Source organism: Agrobacterium sp. Ap1, from assembly GCF_017313375.1.
GTDB classification, from domain to species: Bacteria; Pseudomonadota; Alphaproteobacteria; order Rhizobiales; family Rhizobiaceae; genus Neorhizobium; species Neorhizobium cellulosilyticum.
The window spans coordinates 142993-164291 of record NZ_JAFLMY010000007.1; the positions used below are offsets into that span (position 1 = coordinate 142993).

Consider the following 21299-nt stretch of genomic DNA (forward strand, 5'->3'; position numbering starts at 1 on the left):
GAATGGAACTGAGACTGAAGGTGATCGGCGCGAGCGGCGTGGTACGCGCTGAGGCGGCAAATGGCGACGAAGCGTTTCTGATCTTTCGCGGCGCCTACGAAGATGGGGATTATGTGGTTGTCGAAGCCTCGGAAGCGGGGCATGTCGTGCTTGCGCTCGATGATGCGATGAGCCCGACACTCGTCTACCTGAAGGGCAGGGATTACGCTCTCGCTGTTCCCTTCGATATCCGCCGTGCGCCCTATTCGCCCCGCGCTTTCGATGGCGAGCTACATCGCCTGCATGTCCGCAAGGCGCGCCCGGAAGAGGTGGCGCAGCGCCGCAATCTCGCGCTCAATCCGTGGGATGACAAGGGCAATAAAACGCTGTTTCCGCATGCAGAAGCAAACGTCCAGACCCGCGGCGAGACCCAGTTTGCCGCCCGAAATGCCATCGATGGCGAAAAGGCCAATGATGACCATGGCCGCTGGCCCTATACCAGCTGGGGCATCAACATGGACCCGGCAGCGGAACTGACGGTCGAGTTCGGCCGGCCCGTCAAGGTGGACGAGATCGTACTCTATCTGCGTGCCGATTTCCCGCATGATGCCTGGTGGAAAAATGCCAGCGTCACGCTCTCGAGCGGACAGGTACACAGCTTTCCTCTGGTGAAAACCGGCAATGCGCAGAGTTTCAGGATCGAAGAACAGCAGGTGGAGTGGGTCAAGCTGCATAGCCTGATCAAGGCCGAGGACCCGTCGCCCTTCCCGGCATTGACGCAGATCGAAGTATGGGGTCGCGATATAGGCTGAGCCTATCGTTAGTCCCGGTTGGTCAGCGAGGGTCAGCCGGGGATGGCACGCGAGTTGCGTAGCAGTTCGCGATAGCGGGCCTGGCTGCCTCTCAGGTGGTCGCGCATGGCGTTGCGTGCGGCCTCTTCGTCGCGATCTGAAATCGCCATGACGATAGCTTCGTGTTCCTTGTGTATCAGGCGGCGATAGGCGGTCTGCTCGGCAAAATCCGGGTCCGGCAGCGGGCGTGATTGAGGGATGACGGCGGTGCCATGAAATTCCAGATGCTGGCGAAACAGCGGATTGTTGGTCGCCTCGGCGATTGCAACGTGAAGCGCCAGATCGGCCTCACGGATCGATTCATCTTCCTCGATGCAGCGCAGGACCTGCCTGTGACATTCGAAGATCGCCTCTTCCTGCGCGGGCGAGCGACGCGCAGCGGCAAGGCCGGCCGCCTCGATTTCCAAAGGTGCGCGGACTTCCAGCACTTCGAGATCGGACGATACGCGTGCCTTGTCGACAATTCGGGCCGGTGTCATCTGAAAGGCTGGATCGAGCACGAAAATACCTGCACCTTGCCTGACCTCGACAATGCCATCCGATTTGAGCGCGGCAACGGCCTCACGAATGACCGTGCGGCTCACCTTGTGGGTTTCGGTCAGCTCCACCTCGCTCGGCAATTTCTGCCCGGGCGAATACTGCCCGCTCGAAATGGCGTGCCGTAGGCTTGCCCCCACTTTTGAAACCAGTGATCCCGGTCCCTTTTGCCGAACCTTGGTCTGGACCGTCACAGCTGTTCCTCGCGATACCGCGGATAGGTCGAACCGATTTCCGACATATCCGCATGCTTCCTAAATAGGTATGACAAATTTCAATTATTATCAATCGCAGAAAGATGATCTCCAGAGGTTTTGCGTCCAATTGACGCTTTTAAGTTGAGGGAAACGAAAGCTGGACGCAGGTATTTGTCTGCTGTATCTCTCGAAATCGAGCGCAGCCATTTTAGTCATATGATGACATGCGCGGCAGCATTTCGGGAGGATGCAGGCGTCATGGCCATGAATGACATTTTCGATCAGCGTCGTTGCGAACTCGGGGAGGGTGCCTTCTGGCATCCGCAGCGTCAGCAGTTTTTCTGGTTCGATATCGTCAACAATCTGCTCCTGAGCCGGGACGGCGACAAGCCGCTTGAATGGGCATTCGGTGAAAACGTGTCGGCGGCCGGCTGGCTTTCCACCGATGAATTGCTGATTGCGGGAGAGAGCGGCCTTTCGAGCTTCAATCTCGTGTCGGGAAAGCGCGCGTCTGTGGCTGCATTCCCGCATGATCCAAGCCTGCGCTCCAATGACGGGCGAGCAGACCCCTATGGCGGTTTCTGGATCGGCACGATGGGCAAGCGCTCGGAACAGGAAGCCGGGGCAATCTGGCGCTACTGGCGCGGCGAGTTCCGCATTGTCTTCGACAGGATCAGCATCACCAATGCCATCTGCTTCGACGCAGAGCGCTCGCTCGCCTATTTCTCCGATACCCGCCTGAAAAAGATCTGGCGCGTCCGGCTGGATGAGCAGGGTTGGCCGTCGGGCGAGCCGGATCTGTTCGTCGACCTGACCGGGGCCGGTCTCAATCCGGATGGCGCGGTGATCGATGCCGCCGGCAATCTGTGGAGTGCCCAGTGGGGCGGGCGCCGCGTTGCCTGTTACGCATGGGACAGCGGAGAGGAGATCGCTGCCGAATATTTCGAGGCGACGCGCATATCGTGCCCGGCTTTCGGCGGTGCGGATATGCAGAGCCTTTTTGCCACATCGGCCTGTCAGGGCATGAGCGCCGAAGCGCGCGAGGCCGAGCCGCTGGCCGGCATGACCTTCGAGCGCAAAGTCTCGGTGCGCGGAGTGAGCGAGCCGCAGGTGATCCTGGGCTGACACTTGTTGCTCCGGCAGACTGAACTTGATGCTGCAGGCATGAATAGGAAAATCGGATGAACCACGCAACGCACGCAGATCCTGATGCTGACGAGGGGGTTATGAAGCGCAAGGCGCGGCTGGAATTCATGACCTGGGAGCGCCAACCGGCCGAAACCGACAGTGCCGACCAAAGGGCGTTGAAGCAGAAGCTTGCGCGCTCCGCCAATGCGCAGATTGCCGACACGGCTTATATAGCCAAAGACGCCCGCATCTTCACCACGTCGCTCACCGTCGGCCACCGGTCCTGGATTGCGGCCAATGCGCTCGTTCGCGGAGATATCGAACTCGGCTCGAACTGCTCGGTCAATGCCTATGTCTGCATTTCGGGAAAGGTTCGTTTCGGGGACGGCGTACGTATTGCCTCGCTAGTCTCGATCGTCGGCTTCAATCACGGCTTCGATGACCCGGATACGCCCATCAATGACCAGCCGCACGAGATCAAGGGTATCGTCATCGGCGACGATGTATGGATCGGCGCCAATGCAGTCGTTCTCGATGGCGTGACGATCGGCAATGGAGCGGTGATCGCGGCGGGTGCTGTCGTCAACAAGGATGTGCCGCCGCTGGCGATCATGGCCGGCGTGCCCGCAAAGCTTGTCCGCCGTCGTGGGGAAAAGCCGGTATCTGCGAAATCCCGCCGGAGCGAGGTGGAAAAAGCACTTCGTTCGATCAGCGACATGGCGGAAAGCCAGTGGCGGGACGTTCTGAGCCACTATCGCCGGCCTGAAGGTTATGTCTCGCCGGATGCCAGCGGTGTCGCCAGCGAGAGTGCGCGGCATCAATGCGACGCGATCGAAATTGCCGCAGGTTTTGGTACTCCGCCTTCCGGCGACGAGGCAAAGGCGATCCTCGATCGCCTGCAATCGATGCAGGACTCGCAGACCGGGTTGTTTCCCGATCCCTACACACCCGCCGATCCGTCTCTGCCGGTTCTGGAGGATAACCTCTCACTCTATAACGTGCTGGCAGTCGGCTACGCCCTCGAAATTCTTGGGTCCAAACCGCAATATCCGATCGCCAGTGCTGAGATGGATGTGGTTTCCCTATGTGATTGGCTGGACGCATTGCCGTGGAAGAACCGAGCCTGGCGCTGTGGCGATCGCATCGATGGCATCGCGACGGCGCTCTATTTCAATGCGCGCTATTTCGAAAGTGGCAAGGGGCGAGGCAGGGGACGAGAGGTTCTGTTCGGATGGCTGGCAACCCATGTCGACCGCGCCACCGGCCTTTGGGGCGGGCCGACTGCGGAGCAGGGGCTTCTCCAGCCGATCAACGGTTTCTATCGCCTCACACGCGGAAGCTATGCGCAATTCGGTTTGCCTGTTCCGCATCCGGAGGCTGCGATCAATTCGGTTCTGGCCCATTATCGGAATTATGAGGGCTTTTCCGCCGAAAACTACAACGCCTGCAACCTGCTCGATACGATCCACCCGCTCTGGCTTTGCCTGAAACAAACGGATTTCATGCGCGCCCAGGCGGAAGCCATTGCGGAAACCATCATCCTGCGTGCGCCGGAGCGCTGGCAGGCGGGAACGGGTTTCGCCTTCGCGGATGGTCAGCAGGCCGGCCTGCAGGGCACCGAAATGTGGCTTTCGACCCTGCATCTGGCCGCCGATCTTCTCGGCCTCAAGGACCAATTCGCCTTCGCGCCGCAAGGCGTGCATCGCACCCGTGCGGCCGGATTGGGAATTTAGCCCGGTCGCAGGTCGATCCTCAATCGAGCATGACCATGTAGGACGCAACCTGCTCCTCGAAGAATTTCGAGAAGGAGGCGATGCGCGGTGGCAGGGCTTGATAGGGCGGATAATAAAGCGTCAGCCAAAGTTCCGGCGGTGCCCAGCCCTGCAGCACATGAACGAGGCGACCGGTTCTCAGATGTTCGGCAATATGGAAGCCGGGCAGCATCGCAACACCGGCGCCATCGGCCGCCATGTCTGCAAGCACTTCGCCATTATTGGCGCTGAAAGCCCGACCGGCTGAGATCGTCATGCTCGACCCGCCATCCGACAGAACCCAGTTCTCCCGCCGGCTCTCGCCGCTATAGGCAAGACAATCGTCAGGCGAAAGCTCGCTCGGATGCTGCATGTCGACAAACCGGCTGCCGGGGGCCGCGACCAGAATGCGCGGCACGACGCGGATTTTGCGCCAGATGGTGAATTTGTCTGACGGTTGCGACGAGATACGGATCGCCAGATCGTAATCGTCGTCGACGATGTTGACGAGACCATCGGAGAGCGAGATCTCGAAGCTCATCTTCGGATACCGTTCCTTGAAACCGGAGAGGATCGGCGGCAGCACTGCCTTGCCGAACCATGTGGGCGCGCTGATCCGCAGTCGTCCCTCATCGGTCTTGTGGGCGTTCATCACATCCCGGCGGGCATTTTCAAGCGACTCTATGGCCGGCTGGACCTGCGCCGCAAAAACCGCGCCGTCCGTCGTCAGTGAAACCTGCCTTGTGGTTCTGACGAAAAGCTGAACGCCGAGATCGGTTTCCAGTGCCGCAATGGCGCGCGTCACCGCCGCCGGCGTCATGTCGAGTTCGCGGGCCACCTGGGCGAAATTTCGCTTTTCGGCGGCAAGCAGAAAGATCCTGAGGGCTTTGTAATCGTTCATCTGATTATTTCAAAAATTGCAACTCAATCGAAAGCAATATTGCAATTCCGCACGCTGATCAATCGGCCTAAATCTCTGTCCACGAACACAGACGAACGCCCAGAAAGAAAGGCACTCAGATGATCAAGGATATCAAGGGACTGCACCACGTCACGTCTATGGCGTCGGATGCCCGTCAGAACAACCGCTTCTTCACCGAAACGCTCGGCCTGCGCCGGGTGAAGCAGACCGTCAATTTCGACGACCCGAGCGTCTACCATCTCTATTACGGTGACGAAAAAGGCTCGGCCGGCACGGTCATGACTTATTTCCCGTTCCAGCACATGATGCTTGGCCGCCCGGGCGTCGGCGAAGTCGGCGAAACCCAGTTTTCGATCCCCAAGGGCGGATTGAAATTCTGGCAGGAGCGTTTTGCTGCACAGGGCGTCAGCGGGCTTGAAACCGATACCGTCTTCGGTTCCAACCGGTTGCGCTTCATGGGGCCGGATGGCGATGCGCTGGCATTGATCGAATCGGCCGATGACAGCCGTAAGCCCTGGCTTGCGGAAGGGATCCCCGATGATGCGGCGATCCGCGGTTTTGCCGGTGCACGTTTCAACCTGCATGACACGGCGGCGACGGAAGAACTGATCGGCTTCATGGGCTATCAGCGTGCCGAGACGGAAGGCGATGTTACGCGCTTCATCATCCCCGGTGGCAACGGTGCCGATACGATCGATCTCGTCTCCCTGCCGAAGACGCCATTTGCCCGTCAGGGTGCAGGATCGGTGCATCATATCGCCTTTGCCGTCGACAATCGCGAAAAGCAGCTCGAAGTCAGGAAGGCGCTGATGGATACTGGATATCAGGTGACGCCGGTCATCGACCGTGACTATTTCTGGGCGATCTACTTCCGCACGCCGGGCGGCGTGCTGTTCGAGATTGCCACGAACGAGCCTGGCTTCAACCGTGACGAAGACACGGCTCATCTCGGCGAAGTGCTGAAGCTGCCGACCCAGTACGAGCCCTTCCGCGACCGCATTGAGGCCAATCTTGAGCCGTTGGCCGCGTAACGGCTGGTAGAACAACAAAAATTGAGACGCCGCGTGTCCCAGTGACCGCGGCGTTTCAATGTTTATGCCGGGAGCGTCCGTAGCGCTTGGCAATATGGGCGTTGAACGCCAGCGCCACATGCACAAGCAGCCGGTCTCGCACATCGTCGGCCATATCGAAAAGCGGCATCAGGGCCGCGCCGATATTCTGCACCGTCCGGTCCTCGATCCCCCGACAGATCAACAGATCTTCGACGCGCGGTTCGCCCGCCTCGTCGGCAAGTTCCACCAGGTGCTGACGTGGAATATGGAAGACAAGCGCTTCGAAGCCGCCGCGTATCGCAATGCCCGCTCCCTGTCTCAGGCTGATCAGGCAGATGGAGCCTTTCGGATAAGACTTTATCGGTGCCGCAGGCCTGTCCGGCCAGACATCGCGATGCTCGACATCGGTCAGATAGAGAACGACGAGAAAGGCATCGTCAGCCGGCAGGATAACCGGCTGGTCACCATCCTCATAATTCCGCCAGAGATGAGTAATCGAAAGCTCCGCTCGCCGCAGCGGTCTCGTCATCATCAATCGGGCATTGTCTGTCCCGAAATATTCAGCAATCCTCTCGCCGACCGGCAATGCTTCACTCACATGCGTCTCGCTTGTTCCCGTATCGGCAGCTTCTGTGCCGTTCGTGGCGGGTATTGAGAAAGGTTGCAGGGTCCAGTTAGCCATTTCGACTGAAGCGGTATGGCGTAATCAATCATAATCGACAATCATGTGCGGTATAGAACGGAATAGACTAAATCTCGCAGCCATGGCATCAAATAGCGTGTCACCCATAAGCGGTTGAAAGAGAAAGTAGTGCCCCTTGCTCCGTAAATCCATTAGCGGGTCGAAATATTCTGCCGGCCAGAAAACCGACAGTTTCGGATGCCCTTTCGACAAACTCTACAAGGATCAATCTCTCCAGGGGGCGGATATCTCTTTTTTCCGCAAGGGCACGCGTGAGAACAGGATCGAGCAGGTCGTAACGCCTGCCAGCGATCGTGGTTTTGCCATCGGCATATCTACGCTTGCCGGTCACACACGCCGGATCTTCCACGAACATCATTCGACCACCCACGCGTTTGAAGAAAATTCGCTCTACATCCGCAATCTCGCCGAGCCCTACAGGGCCGATCTCGTCGGGGCATTCGACATGCTCCTGCTTGAGATTTCCCCTGCGTCGCTGAGAAAGATCGCGCAAGAATCCGATTTTTCCGGCGTCACGATGCTGGAGGCGGAAACTGCGTCGATCGACCCGGTGCTTGCCAACCTGGTGCGCGCGCTCATCCCAGCGTTGGAGCGTCCCGAGGAAGCGAGCAAGCTGTTTGTCGATCAGTTAGCAGCGGCGATCGGAACGCATCTGGTCCAGCGTTACGGCAGCAGGACCCCGGCAAGTTCGCTGCGGTCGAGGAAACTGTCGCGTTCACACGAGGCGCTGGCCAAAAACCTCCTGCTCGAAAACCTCGATGGAGACATATCCATTCTGGATGTCTCGCGTGCCTGCAATCTCTCGCGCGGCTATTTTATCCGCGCCTTTCGCGAAACCACCGGTGTGACACCCTATCAATGGCTCCTCAATGAGCGGATAATGCGTGCACGCGAACTGTTGAAGGGTTCGGAAGCTCCGCTGTCCGAAGTGGCAATCGCTTGCGGTTTCGCTGACCAGAGCCACTTTACCCGCGTTTTCACCAATGTCGTGGGAACAACACCTGGGCACTGGCGGCGGAACGCCTGAGCGGAAGCCGCTGATTTAAACGCTATAGTCCGCCGGCGCTGAGGTTTGCAGCCCCGCGGCCGTTTTTGCCGTCTGTCAAACTAACGTTCCTTACGTTCAATCCGCAGGACTTTAAGACAAGACCCTTGCCGGCAATTAAGCAATTTTCCGCAGAGCTGCCGAATGAGTGTTTGGTGACGGCCAACGATGCGAGCTGTAGAGAAGGTGCAACTACATTGTTTCGAAAATCGTAATTCATTCGTAATTAATATTGCAATTCCGTGAATTTCAAAATCGCTTTAGGTTCCTTCTCAGCAGCCAAGATGAACGAGAGTGAACGGAGCGGCAAAGCCTGAAAGGCTCCGAAAACTTGAGAACTCCTGAAACGAGCGCCGACACCCCGGCGCCCGGCGGGGTGCTGCTGCCAAGTCAAAACCTGCCGCATCAGCGGTTCAACAAACGCCAAGAGGAACCTGAAATGTCCAAGCTCGAAGTCCTGACCCCGAAGAACAGCCAGCTTATCTTCATCGACCAGCAGCCGCAGATGGCTTTCGGCGTCCAGTCCATGGACCGCCAGGTGCTGAAGAACAATGTCGTCGGCCTCGCCAAGGCTGCCAAGATCTTCAGCGTTCCCACCACCATCACCACGGTCGAGACCCTTTCCTTCTCCGGCCACACGTTCCCGGAACTGCTGTCGGTCTTCCCTGAAAACGATATCCTCGAGCGCACCTCGATGAACTCCTGGGACGACCAGAATGTTCGCGATGCACTCGACAAGAACGCAGCGAATGGCGCCAAGAAGATCGTCGTTTCGGGCCTGTGGACCGAAGTCTGCAACACGACCTTCGCCCTGTCTGCAATGAACGACCGTTCCGACTTCGAAATCTACATGGTGGCAGACGCCTCCGGCGGCACCACGTCCGACGCCCACAAGTATGCGATGGACCGCATGGTTCAGGCAGGCGTCATCCCCGTCACCTGGCAGCAGGTCCTGCTCGAATGGCAGCGCGACTGGGCGCACCGCGAAACCTATGATGCCGTCACCTCGCTCGCCAAGGAACATTCCGGCGCTTACGGCATGGGCATCGATTACGCCTATACCATGGTTCACGACGCTGCCGAGCGCGTCACCCACGGCAAGCGCATCGGCCCGAACCCCGCCAACAAGTAAGGCCCGATGAGACCGCTCCGATAGCCCCTGATCGGAGCGGTTTTCTGTCACCGAGGAGGTTTCCCCATGAAAGTCTATCTTCTGTCTCTCGGCGCCGGTCTGCTGGTCGGCATCGTCTACAGCCTGCTCAACGTTCGCTCGCCCGCCCCGCCGGTCATCGCTTTGGTCGGCCTGCTCGGCATTCTCGTCGGCGAACAGATCATTCCCCTGGCGAAAACGCTTCTGGCCAAGGAGCCCGCGGCGATCTCGTGGATCCAGCAGATCAAGCCGCACATGTTCGGTCATCTGCCCAAGGGCAATGAGCGCACTGCCGATATCGCCGGTAGCCAGATCTCATCGACCAAGGAGCAAGGCTGATGCCGACGCGCCGGACCCTTCTCGGCGCGGCGTCCAGCCTCGCCTTTCCCTCGCTTTTCTCGTCGGCCCGCGCTGCCGATCCCGTCAAAACCGGAACCGATACGATGAATCCCGACACCATTCTTCATAACGGCCGGGTCACCACGCTCGACCGCACCAATCCAAATGCTACGGCCATCGCCATCAAGGATGGCCTATTCCAGGAGGTCGGCACCGATGCCGAGATCATGGCGCTTGCCGGTCCCGACACGAAGATAGTCGATCTCAAGGGCAAGCGCGTCCTGCCCGGCCTGATCGACAACCACACCCACGTCGTGCGCGGCGGCCTCAACTACAATATGGAGTTGCGCTGGGATGGCGTCCGCTCGCTGGCGGATGCGATGGACATGCTCAAGCGTCAGGTGGCGATTACGCCTGCGCCGCAGTGGGTGCGCGTTGTCGGCGGCTTTACCGAAAACCAGTTCGCCGAAAAGCGCCTGCCGACGATCGAGGAGATCAACGCGATCGCGCCTGATACCCCGGTTTTCCTCCTGCATCTCTATGACCGCGCTCTGCTCAATGGCGCCGCCCTTCGCGCCGTCGGCTACACCCGTGATACGCCGAACCCGCCCGGCGGCGAGATCACCCGTGACGCCAATGGCAACCCGACGGGCATGCTGCTAGCCAAGCCGAACGCCGGCATTCTTTATTCGACGCTGGCCAAGGGGCCGAAGCTGCCGCTCGACTACCAGGTCAACTCCACCCGCCATTTCATGCGTGAGCTGAACCGCCTCGGCGTCACCGGCGTCATCGATGCCGGCGGCGGCTTCCAGAACTATCCCGACGATTACGAGGTCATCCAGAAGCTCTCCGACGAGAACCAGATGACCGTCCGCCTGGCCTATAACCTGTTCACGCAGAAGCCGAAGCAGGAAAAGGAAGACTTCCTCAACTGGACGTCGTCGGTCAAATACAAGCAGGGCAACGACTACTTCCGCCACAACGGCGCCGGCGAAATGCTGGTGTTCTCCGCCGCAGATTTCGAGGATTTCCGCCAGCCGCGCCCGGAAATGGCGCCGGAGATGGAGGGCGAGCTCGAGGAGGTGGTGCGGGTTCTGGCCGAAAACCGCTGGCCGTGGCGCATGCACGCCACCTATGACGAAACCATCTCTCGTTCGCTGGATGTGTTCGAGAAGGTCAACAAGGACATTCCGCTGGAAGGCCTCAACTGGTTCTTCGACCATGCCGAGACCATTTCCGAGCGTTCGATCGACCGCATCGCGGCGCTTGGCGGCGGCATCGCCACGCAGCACCGCATGGCCTATCAGGGCGAATACTTCGTCGAGCGCTATGGCCACGGTGTTGCCGAGGCCACGCCGCCGATCAAGCGCATGCTCGACAAGGGTGTCAACGTCTCCGCCGGCACCGACGCCACCCGGGTCGCCTCCTACAATCCATGGGTATCGCTCTCCTGGATGGTGACGGGCAAGACCGTCGGCGGCATGCAGCTCTATCCGCGCGCCAATTGCCTCGACCGCGAGACCGCGCTTCGCATGTGGACGGAAAAGGTCACTTGGTTCTCGAACGAGGAGGGCAAGAAGGGCCGTATCGAGAAGGGTCAGTTCGCCGATCTCGTCGTGCCGAGCAAGGACTTCTTCGCCTGCGCCGAGGACGAGATCTCGTTCCTGACGTCGGATCTGACCATGGTGGGCGGCAAGATCGTGTACGGCTCCGGCGACTTCAAGACGCTCGACGAAAGCAACATCCCGCCGGCCATGCCGGATTGGTCTCCGGTGCGAAAGTTCGGCGGTTATGCCGCCTGGGGCGAGCCTGATGGTGCCGGCGCCCGCTCGCTGCGTCGCACGGCGATCTCTACATGCGGCTGCGCCAGCGATTGCGGTGTCCATGGTCATGACCACGCCGGTGCCTGGACCTCGAAACTGCCGATCGCCGACATGAAGGGCTTCTTCGGTGCGCTCGGATGCTCCTGCTGGGCGGTGTGAGGCCGGGGCATAGGGCTGTCGGATAAGAAGCACCCCCCTCTGGCCTGCCGGCCATCTCCCCCACAAGGGGGGAGAAAACCAACCGCAAGCGCCTGACTCGATTGAGCTTCGGCGGATCAGCTGGGTTAAGCCCTCCCCTTGTGGGGAGGGTGGGGAGGGGCCTTTCTGTCCTAGGTGACAGCCTATTCGATAGATTTAATTGCGATTTTTGCAATTAAATCTGAATTTTTACTGCAATTGTTGGCGGCAATCTTTCCGGCCAATATCGCTCCATCAACAGACAACAGCGCCGCTCGGTTCGACCGGCCAAACCTTAAGAGGAGCAGACATGACCGATCATTCTCCAGCCGCAACGCGCCCGGGCACATTGCTCGCCCGTGTAGTCACCGCCCCTGCGACGCGCAGCATCGCGCTTCTGGCGCTCTGCGCCGCCTATATCCAGGGCCCGCTGACCAAGATCTTCGATTTTAACGGCGCTCTGGCCGAAATGGAGCATTTCGGTCTGCATCCGGCCGGCTTCTTCGCCGTTGCCGTCATCGCCTTCGAACTGACGGCCTCCGCCATGGTCGTGTCCGGCTTCCTGCGCTGGGCAGGCGCGCTTGCGCTGTCGGGCTTCACGCTTCTCGCAACCTTTATTGCCCTTCGCTTCTGGGAAATGGCACCCGGCATGGATCGCATGATGGCGACCAATGCCTTCTTCGAACATCTCGGCCTCGCCGGCGCTTTCGTCATCGTTGCCGCAATCGATCTTACCAAAGGACAAGGCAAATGAGCGCCGCACCCTCCAAATCTGGCGGAGGCAGCTTTGCCCCGCTCGCCCAACCGGTCTTCGCAGTCCTCTGGGCGGCAACGGTTCTCGGCAATACCGGCAGCTTCATGCGTGATGTCGCAAGCTCCTGGCTGATGACGGATCTTTCGGCTTCACCGGCCGCGGTCGCCATGGTTCAGGCGGCGGGCACCCTGCCGATCTTCCTGCTCGCCATCCCGGCGGGTGTGCTCACCGACATTCTCGATCGCCGCAAATTCCTCATCGCGGTGCAGATCCTCCTGGCATCGGTCAGCCTGACGCTGATGGCGCTTGCCCATACCGGCCTTCTGTCGATCAGCTCGTTGATCGCCCTCACCTTCGTCGGCGGCATCGGCGCCGCGCTGATGGGGCCGACATGGCAGGCGATCGTGCCCGAGCTCGTGCCGCGACAGGATGTCAAAAGCGCCGTGGCATTGAATTCACTCGGCATCAATATCGCCCGGTCGATCGGCCCGGCTGCCGGTGGTCTCCTGCTTGCCGCCTTCGGGGCAGGTGTCACCTATGGTGCGGACGTTGCGAGCTATATCGTTGTCATCGCCGCTCTCGTCTGGTGGCCGCGGGCAAAGAACGCCAATGATGCACTTGCAGAAGGTTTCTTCGGTGCATTCCGTGCCGGCCTTCGATACACCCGTGCCAGCCGTCCGCTGCATGTCGTGCTCGCCCGTGCTGCAATCTTCTTCGCCTTCGCCAGTGCCGTCTGGGCGCTCCTGCCGCTCGTTGCCCGCCAATTGCTTGGTGGTGATGCAGGCTTCTACGGTATCCTGCTTGGTGCGGTGGGTGCCGGGGCCATCGGCGGTGCGCTGATCATGCCAAAGCTTCGTCAGCGTCTCGATGCCGACGGTCTTCTGCTCGGTGCGGCTATCATCACCGCTCTGGTCATGGGAGCGCTTGCACTCGCCCCTCCGAAATGGCTCGCCATCGTCGTTCTTCTCTTCCTCGGTGCCGCCTGGATCACGGCTCTCACCACACTCAATGGTGCTGCCCAATCCATCCTGCCCAACTGGGTGCGTGGCCGCGGACTTGCCGTCTACCTTACCGTCTTTAACGGCGCGATGACGGCAGGCAGTCTTGGCTGGGGTGCGGTCGCTGAAGCTGCCGGCATTCAGGGAACGCTGCTGATCGGCGCTGCCGGATTGCTCGTCGCCGGCGTGATCATGCACCGCCTGAAACTGCCGACTGGCGATGCTGACATGATCCCATCCAACCACTGGCCCGAGCCGCTTGTTGCGGAACCCGTCGCCCATGACCGCGGCCCTGTGCTGATCCTCATCGAATACCATGTCGAAAAGCACCACCGTACCGCCTTCCTGCATGCTCTCGACGAACTTTCCCAGGAACGCCGCCGAGACGGTGCCTATGGATGGGGTGTGACCGAAGACAGCGGTGATCCGGAAAAACTGGTGGAATGGTTCATGGTCGAATCCTGGGCCGAGCATCTGCGCCAGCACAAGCGGGTCTCGAATGCCGATGCCGATCTGCAGGGGAAAGTGCTCGCTTATCACAGCGGCCCGGAAAAACCCGTCGTGCGTCACTTCCTGACAATCAACCGGCCCGGTACGGCTTGAGCAGCGATGGAGAGGCGGTGTCCGCCGCCTCTCGTGATAATTTCAAAAATCGCAATTAATTCGAAATTATTGATGCAATTGTTGGCTGCAATATTTTTCGACAATATTCGGTGCATCAGACACGCATACCTTGGCTTTCAAAACCACACGGACACCCCCGGAGTTCAAGATGACCAACACGATCCTCCCCCTCACTCGCCGCGGCGCTCTGCTCTCTGGAGCTGCCGTTGCTGCAACTCTCGCAATTCCAACCTCGTTCACCCTTGCAGCCAATGCTGCATCCACCAAGCACCCCACAGAAGGAAACAAGACCATGGCTTATGTAACCACCAAGGACGGCGTCGAAATCTTCTACAAGGACTGGGGCCCGAAGGACGCCCAGCCGATCGTTTTCCATCATGGCTGGCCGCTGTCGTCGGACGACTGGGATGCGCAGATGCTGTTCTTCCTCTCCAAGGGCTATCGCGTCGTCGCCCATGACCGCCGTGGCCATGGCCGTTCTGCCCAGGTCTCCGAAGGTCACGACATGGACCATTATGCAGCCGACGCATTTGCCGTCGCCGAGCATCTGGACCTGAAGAATGCGGTCCATATCGGCCATTCTACCGGCGGCGGCGAAGTTGCCCGTTATGTGGCCAAGCACGGCCAGAAGGCCGGCCGTGTCGCCAAGGCGGTTCTCGTCTCTGCCGTCCCGCCGCTGATGCTGAAGACCGACAGCAATCCGGAAGGCCTGCCGATGGAAGTTTTTGACGGTTTCCGTTCTGCACTTGCCGCCAACCGCGCGCAGTTCTTCCGCGATGTTCCGGCCGGCCCGTTCTATGGCTTCAACCGTGACGGCGCCAAGGTTCAGGAAGGTGTGATCCAGAATTGGTGGCGTCAGGGCATGATGGGCGGCGCAAAGGCACATTACGACGGCATCAAGGCCTTCTCCGAGACGGACCAGACGGAAGACCTGAAGGCGATCACCGTACCGACGCTCGTCCTGCATGGCGAAGACGACCAGATCGTTCCGATCGCTGATGCGGCACTGAAGTCGATCAAGCTTTTGAAGAACGGCCAGATCAAGACCTATCCCGGCTTCTCGCACGGTATGCTCACCGTCAACGCCGACGTCCTGAACGCCGATCTGCTGGCGTTTATCAAGGGCTGAAATTGAACAAGGGCCGCGGCATTGCATTGCCGCGACCCTTTCTGTCTGCGCCGGATAAGGACGCAGTGAGATTTGTTCCTGTTTCATGACAATGATCAATCTCCCCCTGCTCTCGATGCTTTAGCCATTATTTCGATCCCCCGCCTCGGCGGACGGCATTTCGCAATGCCAGCCCTCAGGCGATCGAAATGAAACGTCTATGCGAAAGAGCCCGGTTCCCATGGCACTTCCTCCCAGCTCCCGCCAGGTGCGCGCCTTTCTCGCCCTTGTCCATCATTTGAAATTCACCCGCGCGGCCCAGGAACTGAACGTCTCCCAGCCGACATTGACGGTGCAGATAAATCAACTCGAGGAACAGCTGGGCATCAAGCTATTCGACCGCAACAAGCGGCGCGTCGAGCTGACACCGGCCGGGCGCAACATCCTGCCGCTGATGGAACGCCTCGCCATGAACATGGACGAGATCCTGCTCGCGGCAACCGACCTCACCTATGCGCGCAGAGGTATAGTCAAGATCGCCGCCCTGCCATCGGTTGCGGCAAGTTTCCTGCCGCGTGCGATCATGGTTTTCCGCGATCAGAACCCCGGCATCGAGATCAATGTCTGGGATGTCGTCGGTGAAGATATTATGAAGCTGGTAAAAGCCGAAGAAGTCGATTTCGGCATTGGCACGCGCATCAGTTCCGACCGGACGATCAAGGTCGAGGATTATGTGTCCGATAGCCTCTGTGCGTTCTTTCCTGTCGACCACCCGCTGGCCAATGCTGCGCCGGTTCTGCAGATCAGTGACTTTGCCTCCTATCCGCTGGTGCTGACGCGAAAAAACAGCACCGTCCGGGTGCTTTTCGAGCGTTCGATGGAGCGTGAAGGCTGCGAGGTGAGCGTCGTCATGGAAGCCAACTACATGTCGACGGCGCTGAGCATGGTGCGGGCAGGGGTCGGCGTCGCCATTCTGCCGACATCCGCCGTCGAGGCAGGGAATATGACAGGTCTTGCCTACAAGCTCGTGGATGCTCCCTGGTTCAATCGCCGGGTGGGCATTATCCGCAAGGCGGACCGTTCACTTCAGCCGGTCGCGCAGCGTTTTATCGAAACCATGCACAGCATGCCGGATCTTCGCACCGACGAAAGTTTCAAATCGGTCCGCAGGCTCGATAAGGTGCCGGCCAGAACATCAGGACCGGGGGGCGGCAGATCGGATGGTTTACTGGCCTCGGCTCCATGAGGCTCGGCCTGATCGGCCGCGGCCAGTCCCGCCGAACTGGCTTTAAATTGCACAAGCCTCTGCGTAGGATTGTAGCCTAACCTTAAGCGGCGGCGATCGCCTCCATCTCAAGCAGCCAGTCCGGGTCGTAGACATCCGTGATTATCGTCGAGAGAGCGACAAGATGCTCGCCCATCACCTCGAAGCGTACCTTTGCATTGATATCGCGGTCTTCATAACGCTTGAGGAAGGTCGTAACCTTTACCAGGTTAGACAGGCCCATGTCGGCAGCTTCGAGCTGGGCAATGACATTGGCCCAGCAATGCCTTGCCTGCTCCTCGAAGCCTGCGGGCACCTTGCCGTCCTTGTCTGCCGGTATCTGCCCGCTGATGAACAGCAGCCTGCTGTGGCCGGATAGATCGACCGCCTGCGAATAGCGCCGATGCAGGGATTGCGGTGCGTTCTCGGCATTGACTGGTGTGATCTTCAGTTCTTCTGTCATGCAAAATACTCTTCATCGTTGAGCCGGGACGCGCGCACATGGCATGCCGCCTGCTCCTGCATACCAACCTTGACGAGCGGCGGCGGCTCGCGTCGGCAGATCTCTTCGGCCAGCGGACAGCGGGTGACGAAAGAGCATCCGACCGGCGGATTGGCCGGGCTCGGCAGGTCGCCCGTCAGAATTATCCTTCTGCGGGCGCGTTGCGCGATCGGATCGGGCAGCGGTACGGCAGAAAGAAGCGCCTCGGTATACGGGTGAACCGGCCGCGCGAAAACCGCTTCCGTAGGCCCGGTCTCAACCAGTTTTCCCAGATACATGACCGCCACGCGATCGGCGAAGTGACGCACGACCGAAAGATCGTGGCTGATGAACAGGTAGGAGAGGCAGAAGCGCCTCTGCAGGTCGAGAAGCAGGTTGAGGATCTGCGACCGGATCGACACGTCCAGCGCCGAAACCGGCTCGTCGAGAATGAGCAGTTTCGGCTGCAGCGCCAATGCCCGTGCGATGACGATGCGCTGGCGCTGGCCGCCGGAAAATGCGTTTGGCCGCCGCTCTGCATGCTGCGGATGCAGGCCGACAAGCGAAAGCAGTTCGGCTACCCGCTCGGCCCGCGACTTCGCATCGCCCACGCCATGGATAGCCAGCGGTTCGGCAATGCTGTCGCCGACTGACATTTTCGGGTTGAGCGCCGAAACCGGATCCTGAAACACGGTCTGGATATCGCGGGAAAGCCGGATACGGGTCTGGCGTTCTCCATGCCTGACCTCCTCGCCGGCAAAGGAGATCGTGCCGGCGGTCGGGATCTGCATTCCAAGGACGGCCGCACCGAGCGTCGATTTTCCACATCCGCTTTCGCCGACCAGCGCCATGCTTTCGCCGGGCGCGATATCGAAATCGATACCGTCCACGGCCTTCACATGACGGATATCGCGGCCCCAGAAGCCTTTGCTGATTGGGAAATGGACCTTCAGTCCACGAACCGAGAGAAGAGGTGCCATCAGACAAGCGCCTCCACGCGATCGCTGTGCCAGCAGGCGGCGCGGCCGGTGTCGGGCCTTGGCGCAAGTGCCGGCATTTCGCTCAGACACCTGTCGCCGGCCACCGGACAGCGTGGATTGAAACGGCATCCGGCCGGCCATGAGCCGATATCGGGCACCGTGCCCTCGATGACCGGCAGTTCGGTCTTTGCCTGCCCGTCGAGCCGGGGAATGGTGGAAAGAAGAAGGCGCGTATAGGGGTGGCGCTGGCTGGCAAAGATCGTCTCGACCGGTGCCTCCTCGACGATCCGGCCGGAATACATCACCGCAACACGGTCTGCCATATCCGCGACCACACCCATGTCGTGGGTGATCAGCAGAATGGCCGTGTCGGTCTCGTCCCTCAGCCGTTTCATCAGTTCGAGGATCTGCGCCTGGATCGTCACGTCGAGCGCGGTCGTCGGCTCGTCGGCGATCAGGAGTTTCGGTCGACAGATCAGCGCCATGGCGATCATCGCGCGCTGGCACATGCCGCCGGAAAGCTCGAACGGATATTGCCGGTACCGCAGCTGCGGCTCGGGAATGCCGACCTCCGCCAGCATGTCGATGGCGGCGGCCTTGGCCTCACGGGACGAGACGCCGCGATGGATGATCAGGCTTTCCTCGATCTGCCTGCCGATCGGCATCAGCGGATTGAGCGAGGCGACCGGTTCCTGGAAGATCATCGCCAGCTCCGCGCCGCGCCGCAGCCGTCGCCGTTCCTCGCTGATACTGACAAGATCGGAGCCGCCGAGCTCCACTCTGCCCCTGTCGATCTTCGCCACCTTGGGAAGCAGCCCCATCACGGCAAAGGCCGTCATCGATTTGCCGCAGCCGGATTCTCCGACCAGCGACAGGATCTCTCCTGCACCGATCGCAAGCGAGACACCATCGACCACCGTATTGCCGCGGATCGAGACCGAAAGATCGCTGACGTTGAGGACTGGTCCGCTCATCGCATCTCCTCGGCCGTTGCGGCCCATGGGTGGTTCGGATGCGCCATAGCGACGAATTCATCGCCATTGCGCATCACGGCGGAGGGGATGGCGAAATTGACGGGATAGAGCGTGTCCTCGACGATCTCGACGGGAAATTCGCCCGACAGCCGGTTCGCGACATCGGCCCGCGCCCGGCGGTCGACTATGATCGTCACCCCGCTCGCGTCGATGCGCGGGCTCATGAAAGCGTCTTCCAGCGACAGTCCGAAACATGCCACATAGGATAGAAGCTGCACCACGGCAGGCATGATCTGGCGTCCGCCCGCGGCACCAAGTGCCATATAGGGCCTGCCGTCGAGGGTGGCGATGATCGGGCACATGTTGGCGAGCGGTCGCACACCCGGTGCGATCGAATTCGGCTGTCCTTTTCGCGGATCGAACCACATCATGCCGTTATTCATCAGGAACCCGGTCTGCGGCAGCACCACTTTCGAGCCGAAACGGGAAAGCAGCGTATTGGTGAGCGACACCATCGTACCTGTGGAATCGACGACGCTGACATGGGTGGTGCAGCTCCCACCACCGGCATGGCCAAGGCTATGCAGGCGATATTCCGATGCCCGGCGCAGCGCCCGCGCGAAGGCGAGCGCGCTCTTGCCGGACAAGGGGTCTTCCGTCGGCAATGTCTTGTCGAGTTCGCTGATTGCGTCGATCATCGTCGGCCCGCCGGACAGGCCGCCCATGGCATAGATGTCGAGGCCGCGATAACCGTGTTTCAGCGGCTCGAGCCAGCGAGGACGGTAGCTTGCCAGATCCTCGGCACCAATGCGCGATCCGCCATCCTGCAGATCGGCAACGATCTTGCGGGCCGTCTCGCCCTCATAAAAGTCGCGCGCCCCGGCCTTTGCCAGCCGCTCCAGCGTTACAGCCTTTACCGGCATCGGCAGAAAGGCCTCGACGCCGCGCTCGGGCGCACGAGGCGGACGGCCATCGACAAGGAATATTTCTGACGATGCGGGGAAACGCGACAAGCCTGCAGCATCGATTGCCAGAGCCAGAACGGTAAACCAGTCGAGTTTCGTTCCCCGCCGCGCATGTTCGATTGCCGGCTGCAGCGCCTCTTCCCATGTCAGTGTCCCGAATTTCTCCAGCGCTTCCGCCAGTCCCGCAATGGCGCCGGGCGTGGAGATCGAGGAATACCCGATAATATTTCGGTCGCCGACGATCGATGGCCAGTTGAACCAGTCGCCGTCGCGGCCGGCAGTCAGCGGATAATCTTCCGGATCAAGGTTCTGCGCCGAGATCACGTTGAAATCGAGCGTGTCTACAACGCCTGTAGTGCCATCCGCCCTTAGCATGAAACCGCCGCCGCCGATGCCGGAAAGCCAGGGTTCAACGATACTCAGCACCAGTGTGGTCACGACTGCCGCATCGACGGCATTGCCTCCGCGCGAAAGCACTGCGGCGCCGGCCTCTGCGGCAAGTCGGTTCTGACAGGCGACCAGCCCGTTGCGGCTGCGGGTCTCGCCCTTGCGGATGGTCCAGCTCTCGGTCATGCGTTTTTTCCAAATCGCCGCGCGCCGATCGGCTGCGGTATTCTTGCCTCGACTGCGAAGCGGTTTTGATTGGCAGAGCCCTGATGAAAACGGGCGATCTCGTCTGCGGTGGCCACCCAGGCCGCCGGCTCGGCCGCAATCTCCTGCAGCAGATCTTCGAGCAGTGCGATGCGCTGAGCGCGACCGGAAATCCAGTCATGCACGGTGAGGGTAAAAAGGCCGCCGAAACGGTGCAGGGTGCGCCACTCCGATTTCCAGTCCTCCAGCACCATGCGGCCGGATTGCATCGGAAAACGATCCCGCCCGCCCCCTTCGAACTTGAAGAAGATAGCGTCGTCGACGGCCCATTGAACCGGGATCTCCGTCACGCCCTCGATCTCGTAAGGATGGTCGAAACCGGAGAGCGAGCTGTCATAGCTGAGCCCCAGCCGCCTGACCTCGGACAGCATATGCGGTGTCATTTCCCAGGCGGGTGAGCGAAAGCCTGTCGGGCGCTTACCTGTCTGCTTGACGAACAGTTCGAGGCTCGCTTCGATCGCACCGGTAAACTCTTTATCGGAGATTTCCGAGACGATCTCGTGGAAATAGCCATGCAGGCCGATCTCGTGCCCGGCATCCAGCAGGGCGGGCAGCATGTCCGGATGCTGTTCCGCGACATGGCCAGGCACGTAGAAACTGGCCTTGAAGCCGAACCGGGCGAAAAGTTCGACCAGCCGCCATAGCCCGGTGCGTGGGCCGAAATTGCGGATCTCGTGGGTGCCGAGCCGCTGCGGCGCACTGTCACCCTGCGACCACAAGAACGGCGAGTTGGCATCGACATCGACGGACAAAAGCACAGCGGATTGCTTTCCCTCCGGCCATTGGTAGGCAGGGAAGGCGGAAAGTGGTGCGGCCGGATCCTGCTTCTGTTCTGGCATGGCTTCC

At 60.3% G+C, this 21299-nt stretch carries 20 protein-coding genes; 12 read left to right on the forward strand and 8 right to left on the reverse strand.

Annotated elements, in window-relative coordinates; genetic code table 11:
• Positions 1-2 precede the first annotated feature (2 nt).
• Positions 3-791: a discoidin/SUN/FTP domain-containing protein gene (locus tag JZX87_RS15920; protein WP_206826704.1), complete on the forward strand. Its 789-nt coding sequence runs from the start codon at positions 3-5 to the stop codon at positions 789-791.
• 32 nt (positions 792-823) lie between these two features.
• Here JZX87_RS15920 and JZX87_RS15925 read toward each other — a convergent pair whose 3' ends face one another.
• Positions 824-1561 (reverse strand): FadR/GntR family transcriptional regulator, encoded by a 738-nt coding sequence (locus JZX87_RS15925; protein WP_206826705.1) that lies wholly within the window; start codon positions 1559-1561, stop codon positions 824-826.
• Between the two features lie 261 nt (positions 1562-1822).
• On the opposite strand from JZX87_RS15925, the gene JZX87_RS15930 reads away from it, so the two are divergent.
• Both JZX87_RS15930 and JZX87_RS15935 read left to right on the forward strand, forming a co-directional pair.
• Positions 1823-2689 carry an SMP-30/gluconolactonase/LRE family protein gene (locus JZX87_RS15930; RefSeq protein WP_286194741.1) on the forward strand — a complete coding sequence of 289 codons (867 nt, stop codon included), beginning with the start codon at positions 1823-1825 and terminating at the stop codon, positions 2687-2689.
• Positions 2690-2745: 56 nt separating this feature from the next.
• Entirely contained in the window at positions 2746-4425 is a 1680-nt protein-coding gene (locus JZX87_RS15935; RefSeq protein ID WP_286194743.1) for an acyltransferase, read from the forward strand.
• A gap of 19 nt (positions 4426-4444) precedes the next feature.
• Here the strand turns inward: JZX87_RS15935 and JZX87_RS15940 are convergent, their stop codons facing one another.
• Positions 4445-5344 (reverse strand): LysR family transcriptional regulator, encoded by a 900-nt coding sequence (locus tag JZX87_RS15940; protein ID WP_148146996.1) that lies wholly within the window; start codon positions 5342-5344, stop codon positions 4445-4447.
• A gap of 119 nt (positions 5345-5463) precedes the next feature.
• Between JZX87_RS15940 and JZX87_RS15945 the strand changes: the two genes are divergently transcribed.
• Positions 5464-6396, forward strand: coding sequence for a VOC family protein (locus tag JZX87_RS15945; protein WP_206826706.1), 933 nt, complete (start codon positions 5464-5466; stop codon positions 6394-6396).
• Positions 6397-6451: 55 nt separating this feature from the next.
• Here JZX87_RS15945 and JZX87_RS15950 read toward each other — a convergent pair whose 3' ends face one another.
• Positions 6452-7015, reverse strand: coding sequence for a hypothetical protein (locus JZX87_RS15950; RefSeq protein ID WP_206826707.1), 564 nt, complete (start codon positions 7013-7015; stop codon positions 6452-6454).
• Between the two features lie 220 nt (positions 7016-7235).
• On the opposite strand from JZX87_RS15950, the gene JZX87_RS15955 reads away from it, so the two are divergent.
• From JZX87_RS15955 to JZX87_RS15990, 8 genes are all read left to right on the forward strand, one after another.
• The gene (locus JZX87_RS15955) at positions 7236-8147 is read left to right on the forward strand and encodes a helix-turn-helix domain-containing protein (RefSeq protein ID WP_210349063.1); all 912 of its coding nucleotides are present in this window, start codon (positions 7236-7238) and stop codon (positions 8145-8147) included.
• 457 nt (positions 8148-8604) lie between these two features.
• Complete coding sequence (locus JZX87_RS15960; RefSeq protein ID WP_148147001.1) at positions 8605-9297, forward strand: hydrolase; 693 nt, start codon at positions 8605-8607, stop codon at positions 9295-9297.
• A gap of 66 nt (positions 9298-9363) precedes the next feature.
• Positions 9364-9654, forward strand: a complete 291-nt coding sequence (locus tag JZX87_RS15965; protein WP_206826708.1) for a XapX domain-containing protein — start codon at positions 9364-9366, stop codon at positions 9652-9654.
• The gene (locus JZX87_RS15970; RefSeq protein WP_206826709.1) at positions 9654-11636 is read left to right on the forward strand and encodes an amidohydrolase; all 1983 of its coding nucleotides are present in this window, start codon (positions 9654-9656) and stop codon (positions 11634-11636) included. Before JZX87_RS15965 ends, JZX87_RS15970 begins: the two co-directional genes overlap by 1 nt.
• A 328-nt stretch (positions 11637-11964) precedes the next feature.
• Positions 11965-12408: a DoxX family protein gene (locus tag JZX87_RS15975; RefSeq protein WP_206826710.1), complete on the forward strand. Its 444-nt coding sequence runs from the start codon at positions 11965-11967 to the stop codon at positions 12406-12408.
• Positions 12405-14009, forward strand: coding sequence for an MFS transporter (locus JZX87_RS15980; RefSeq protein ID WP_183685637.1), 1605 nt, complete (start codon positions 12405-12407; stop codon positions 14007-14009). Before JZX87_RS15975 ends, JZX87_RS15980 begins: the two co-directional genes overlap by 4 nt.
• 313 nt (positions 14010-14322) lie before the next feature.
• Positions 14323-15159, forward strand: a complete 837-nt coding sequence (locus JZX87_RS15985; RefSeq protein WP_183685820.1) for an alpha/beta fold hydrolase — start codon at positions 14323-14325, stop codon at positions 15157-15159.
• A 220-nt stretch (positions 15160-15379) separates the two neighbouring features.
• Positions 15380-16384, forward strand: a complete 1005-nt coding sequence (locus tag JZX87_RS15990) for a LysR family transcriptional regulator (RefSeq protein WP_206826711.1) — start codon at positions 15380-15382, stop codon at positions 16382-16384.
• An 82-nt stretch (positions 16385-16466) separates the two neighbouring features.
• On the opposite strand, the gene JZX87_RS15995 is transcribed toward JZX87_RS15990, so the two are convergent.
• The 5 genes from JZX87_RS15995 to JZX87_RS16015 are packed head-to-tail and all read right to left on the reverse strand — an operon-like array spanning position 16467 to position 21292.
• The gene (locus tag JZX87_RS15995) at positions 16467-16865 is read right to left on the reverse strand and encodes a RidA family protein (protein WP_206826713.1); all 399 of its coding nucleotides are present in this window, start codon (positions 16863-16865) and stop codon (positions 16467-16469) included.
• A complete protein-coding gene (locus JZX87_RS16000) occupies positions 16862-17866 on the reverse strand; it encodes an ABC transporter ATP-binding protein (protein WP_286194782.1) in 1005 nt (334 codons plus the stop codon). The genes JZX87_RS15995 and JZX87_RS16000 overlap by 4 nt, the downstream gene beginning before the upstream one ends.
• Complete coding sequence (locus tag JZX87_RS16005) at positions 17863-18837, reverse strand: ABC transporter ATP-binding protein (protein WP_206826714.1); 975 nt, start codon at positions 18835-18837, stop codon at positions 17863-17865. Before JZX87_RS16005 ends, JZX87_RS16000 begins: the two co-directional genes overlap by 4 nt.
• Entirely contained in the window at positions 18834-20375 is a 1542-nt protein-coding gene (locus JZX87_RS16010) for a gamma-glutamyltransferase family protein (protein WP_206826716.1), read from the reverse strand. Before JZX87_RS16010 ends, JZX87_RS16005 begins: the two co-directional genes overlap by 4 nt.
• Positions 20372-21292 (reverse strand): polysaccharide deacetylase family protein, encoded by a 921-nt coding sequence (locus JZX87_RS16015; protein ID WP_206826718.1) that lies wholly within the window; start codon positions 21290-21292, stop codon positions 20372-20374. The genes JZX87_RS16010 and JZX87_RS16015 overlap by 4 nt, the downstream gene beginning before the upstream one ends.
• Positions 21293-21299: the final 7 nt, after the last annotated feature.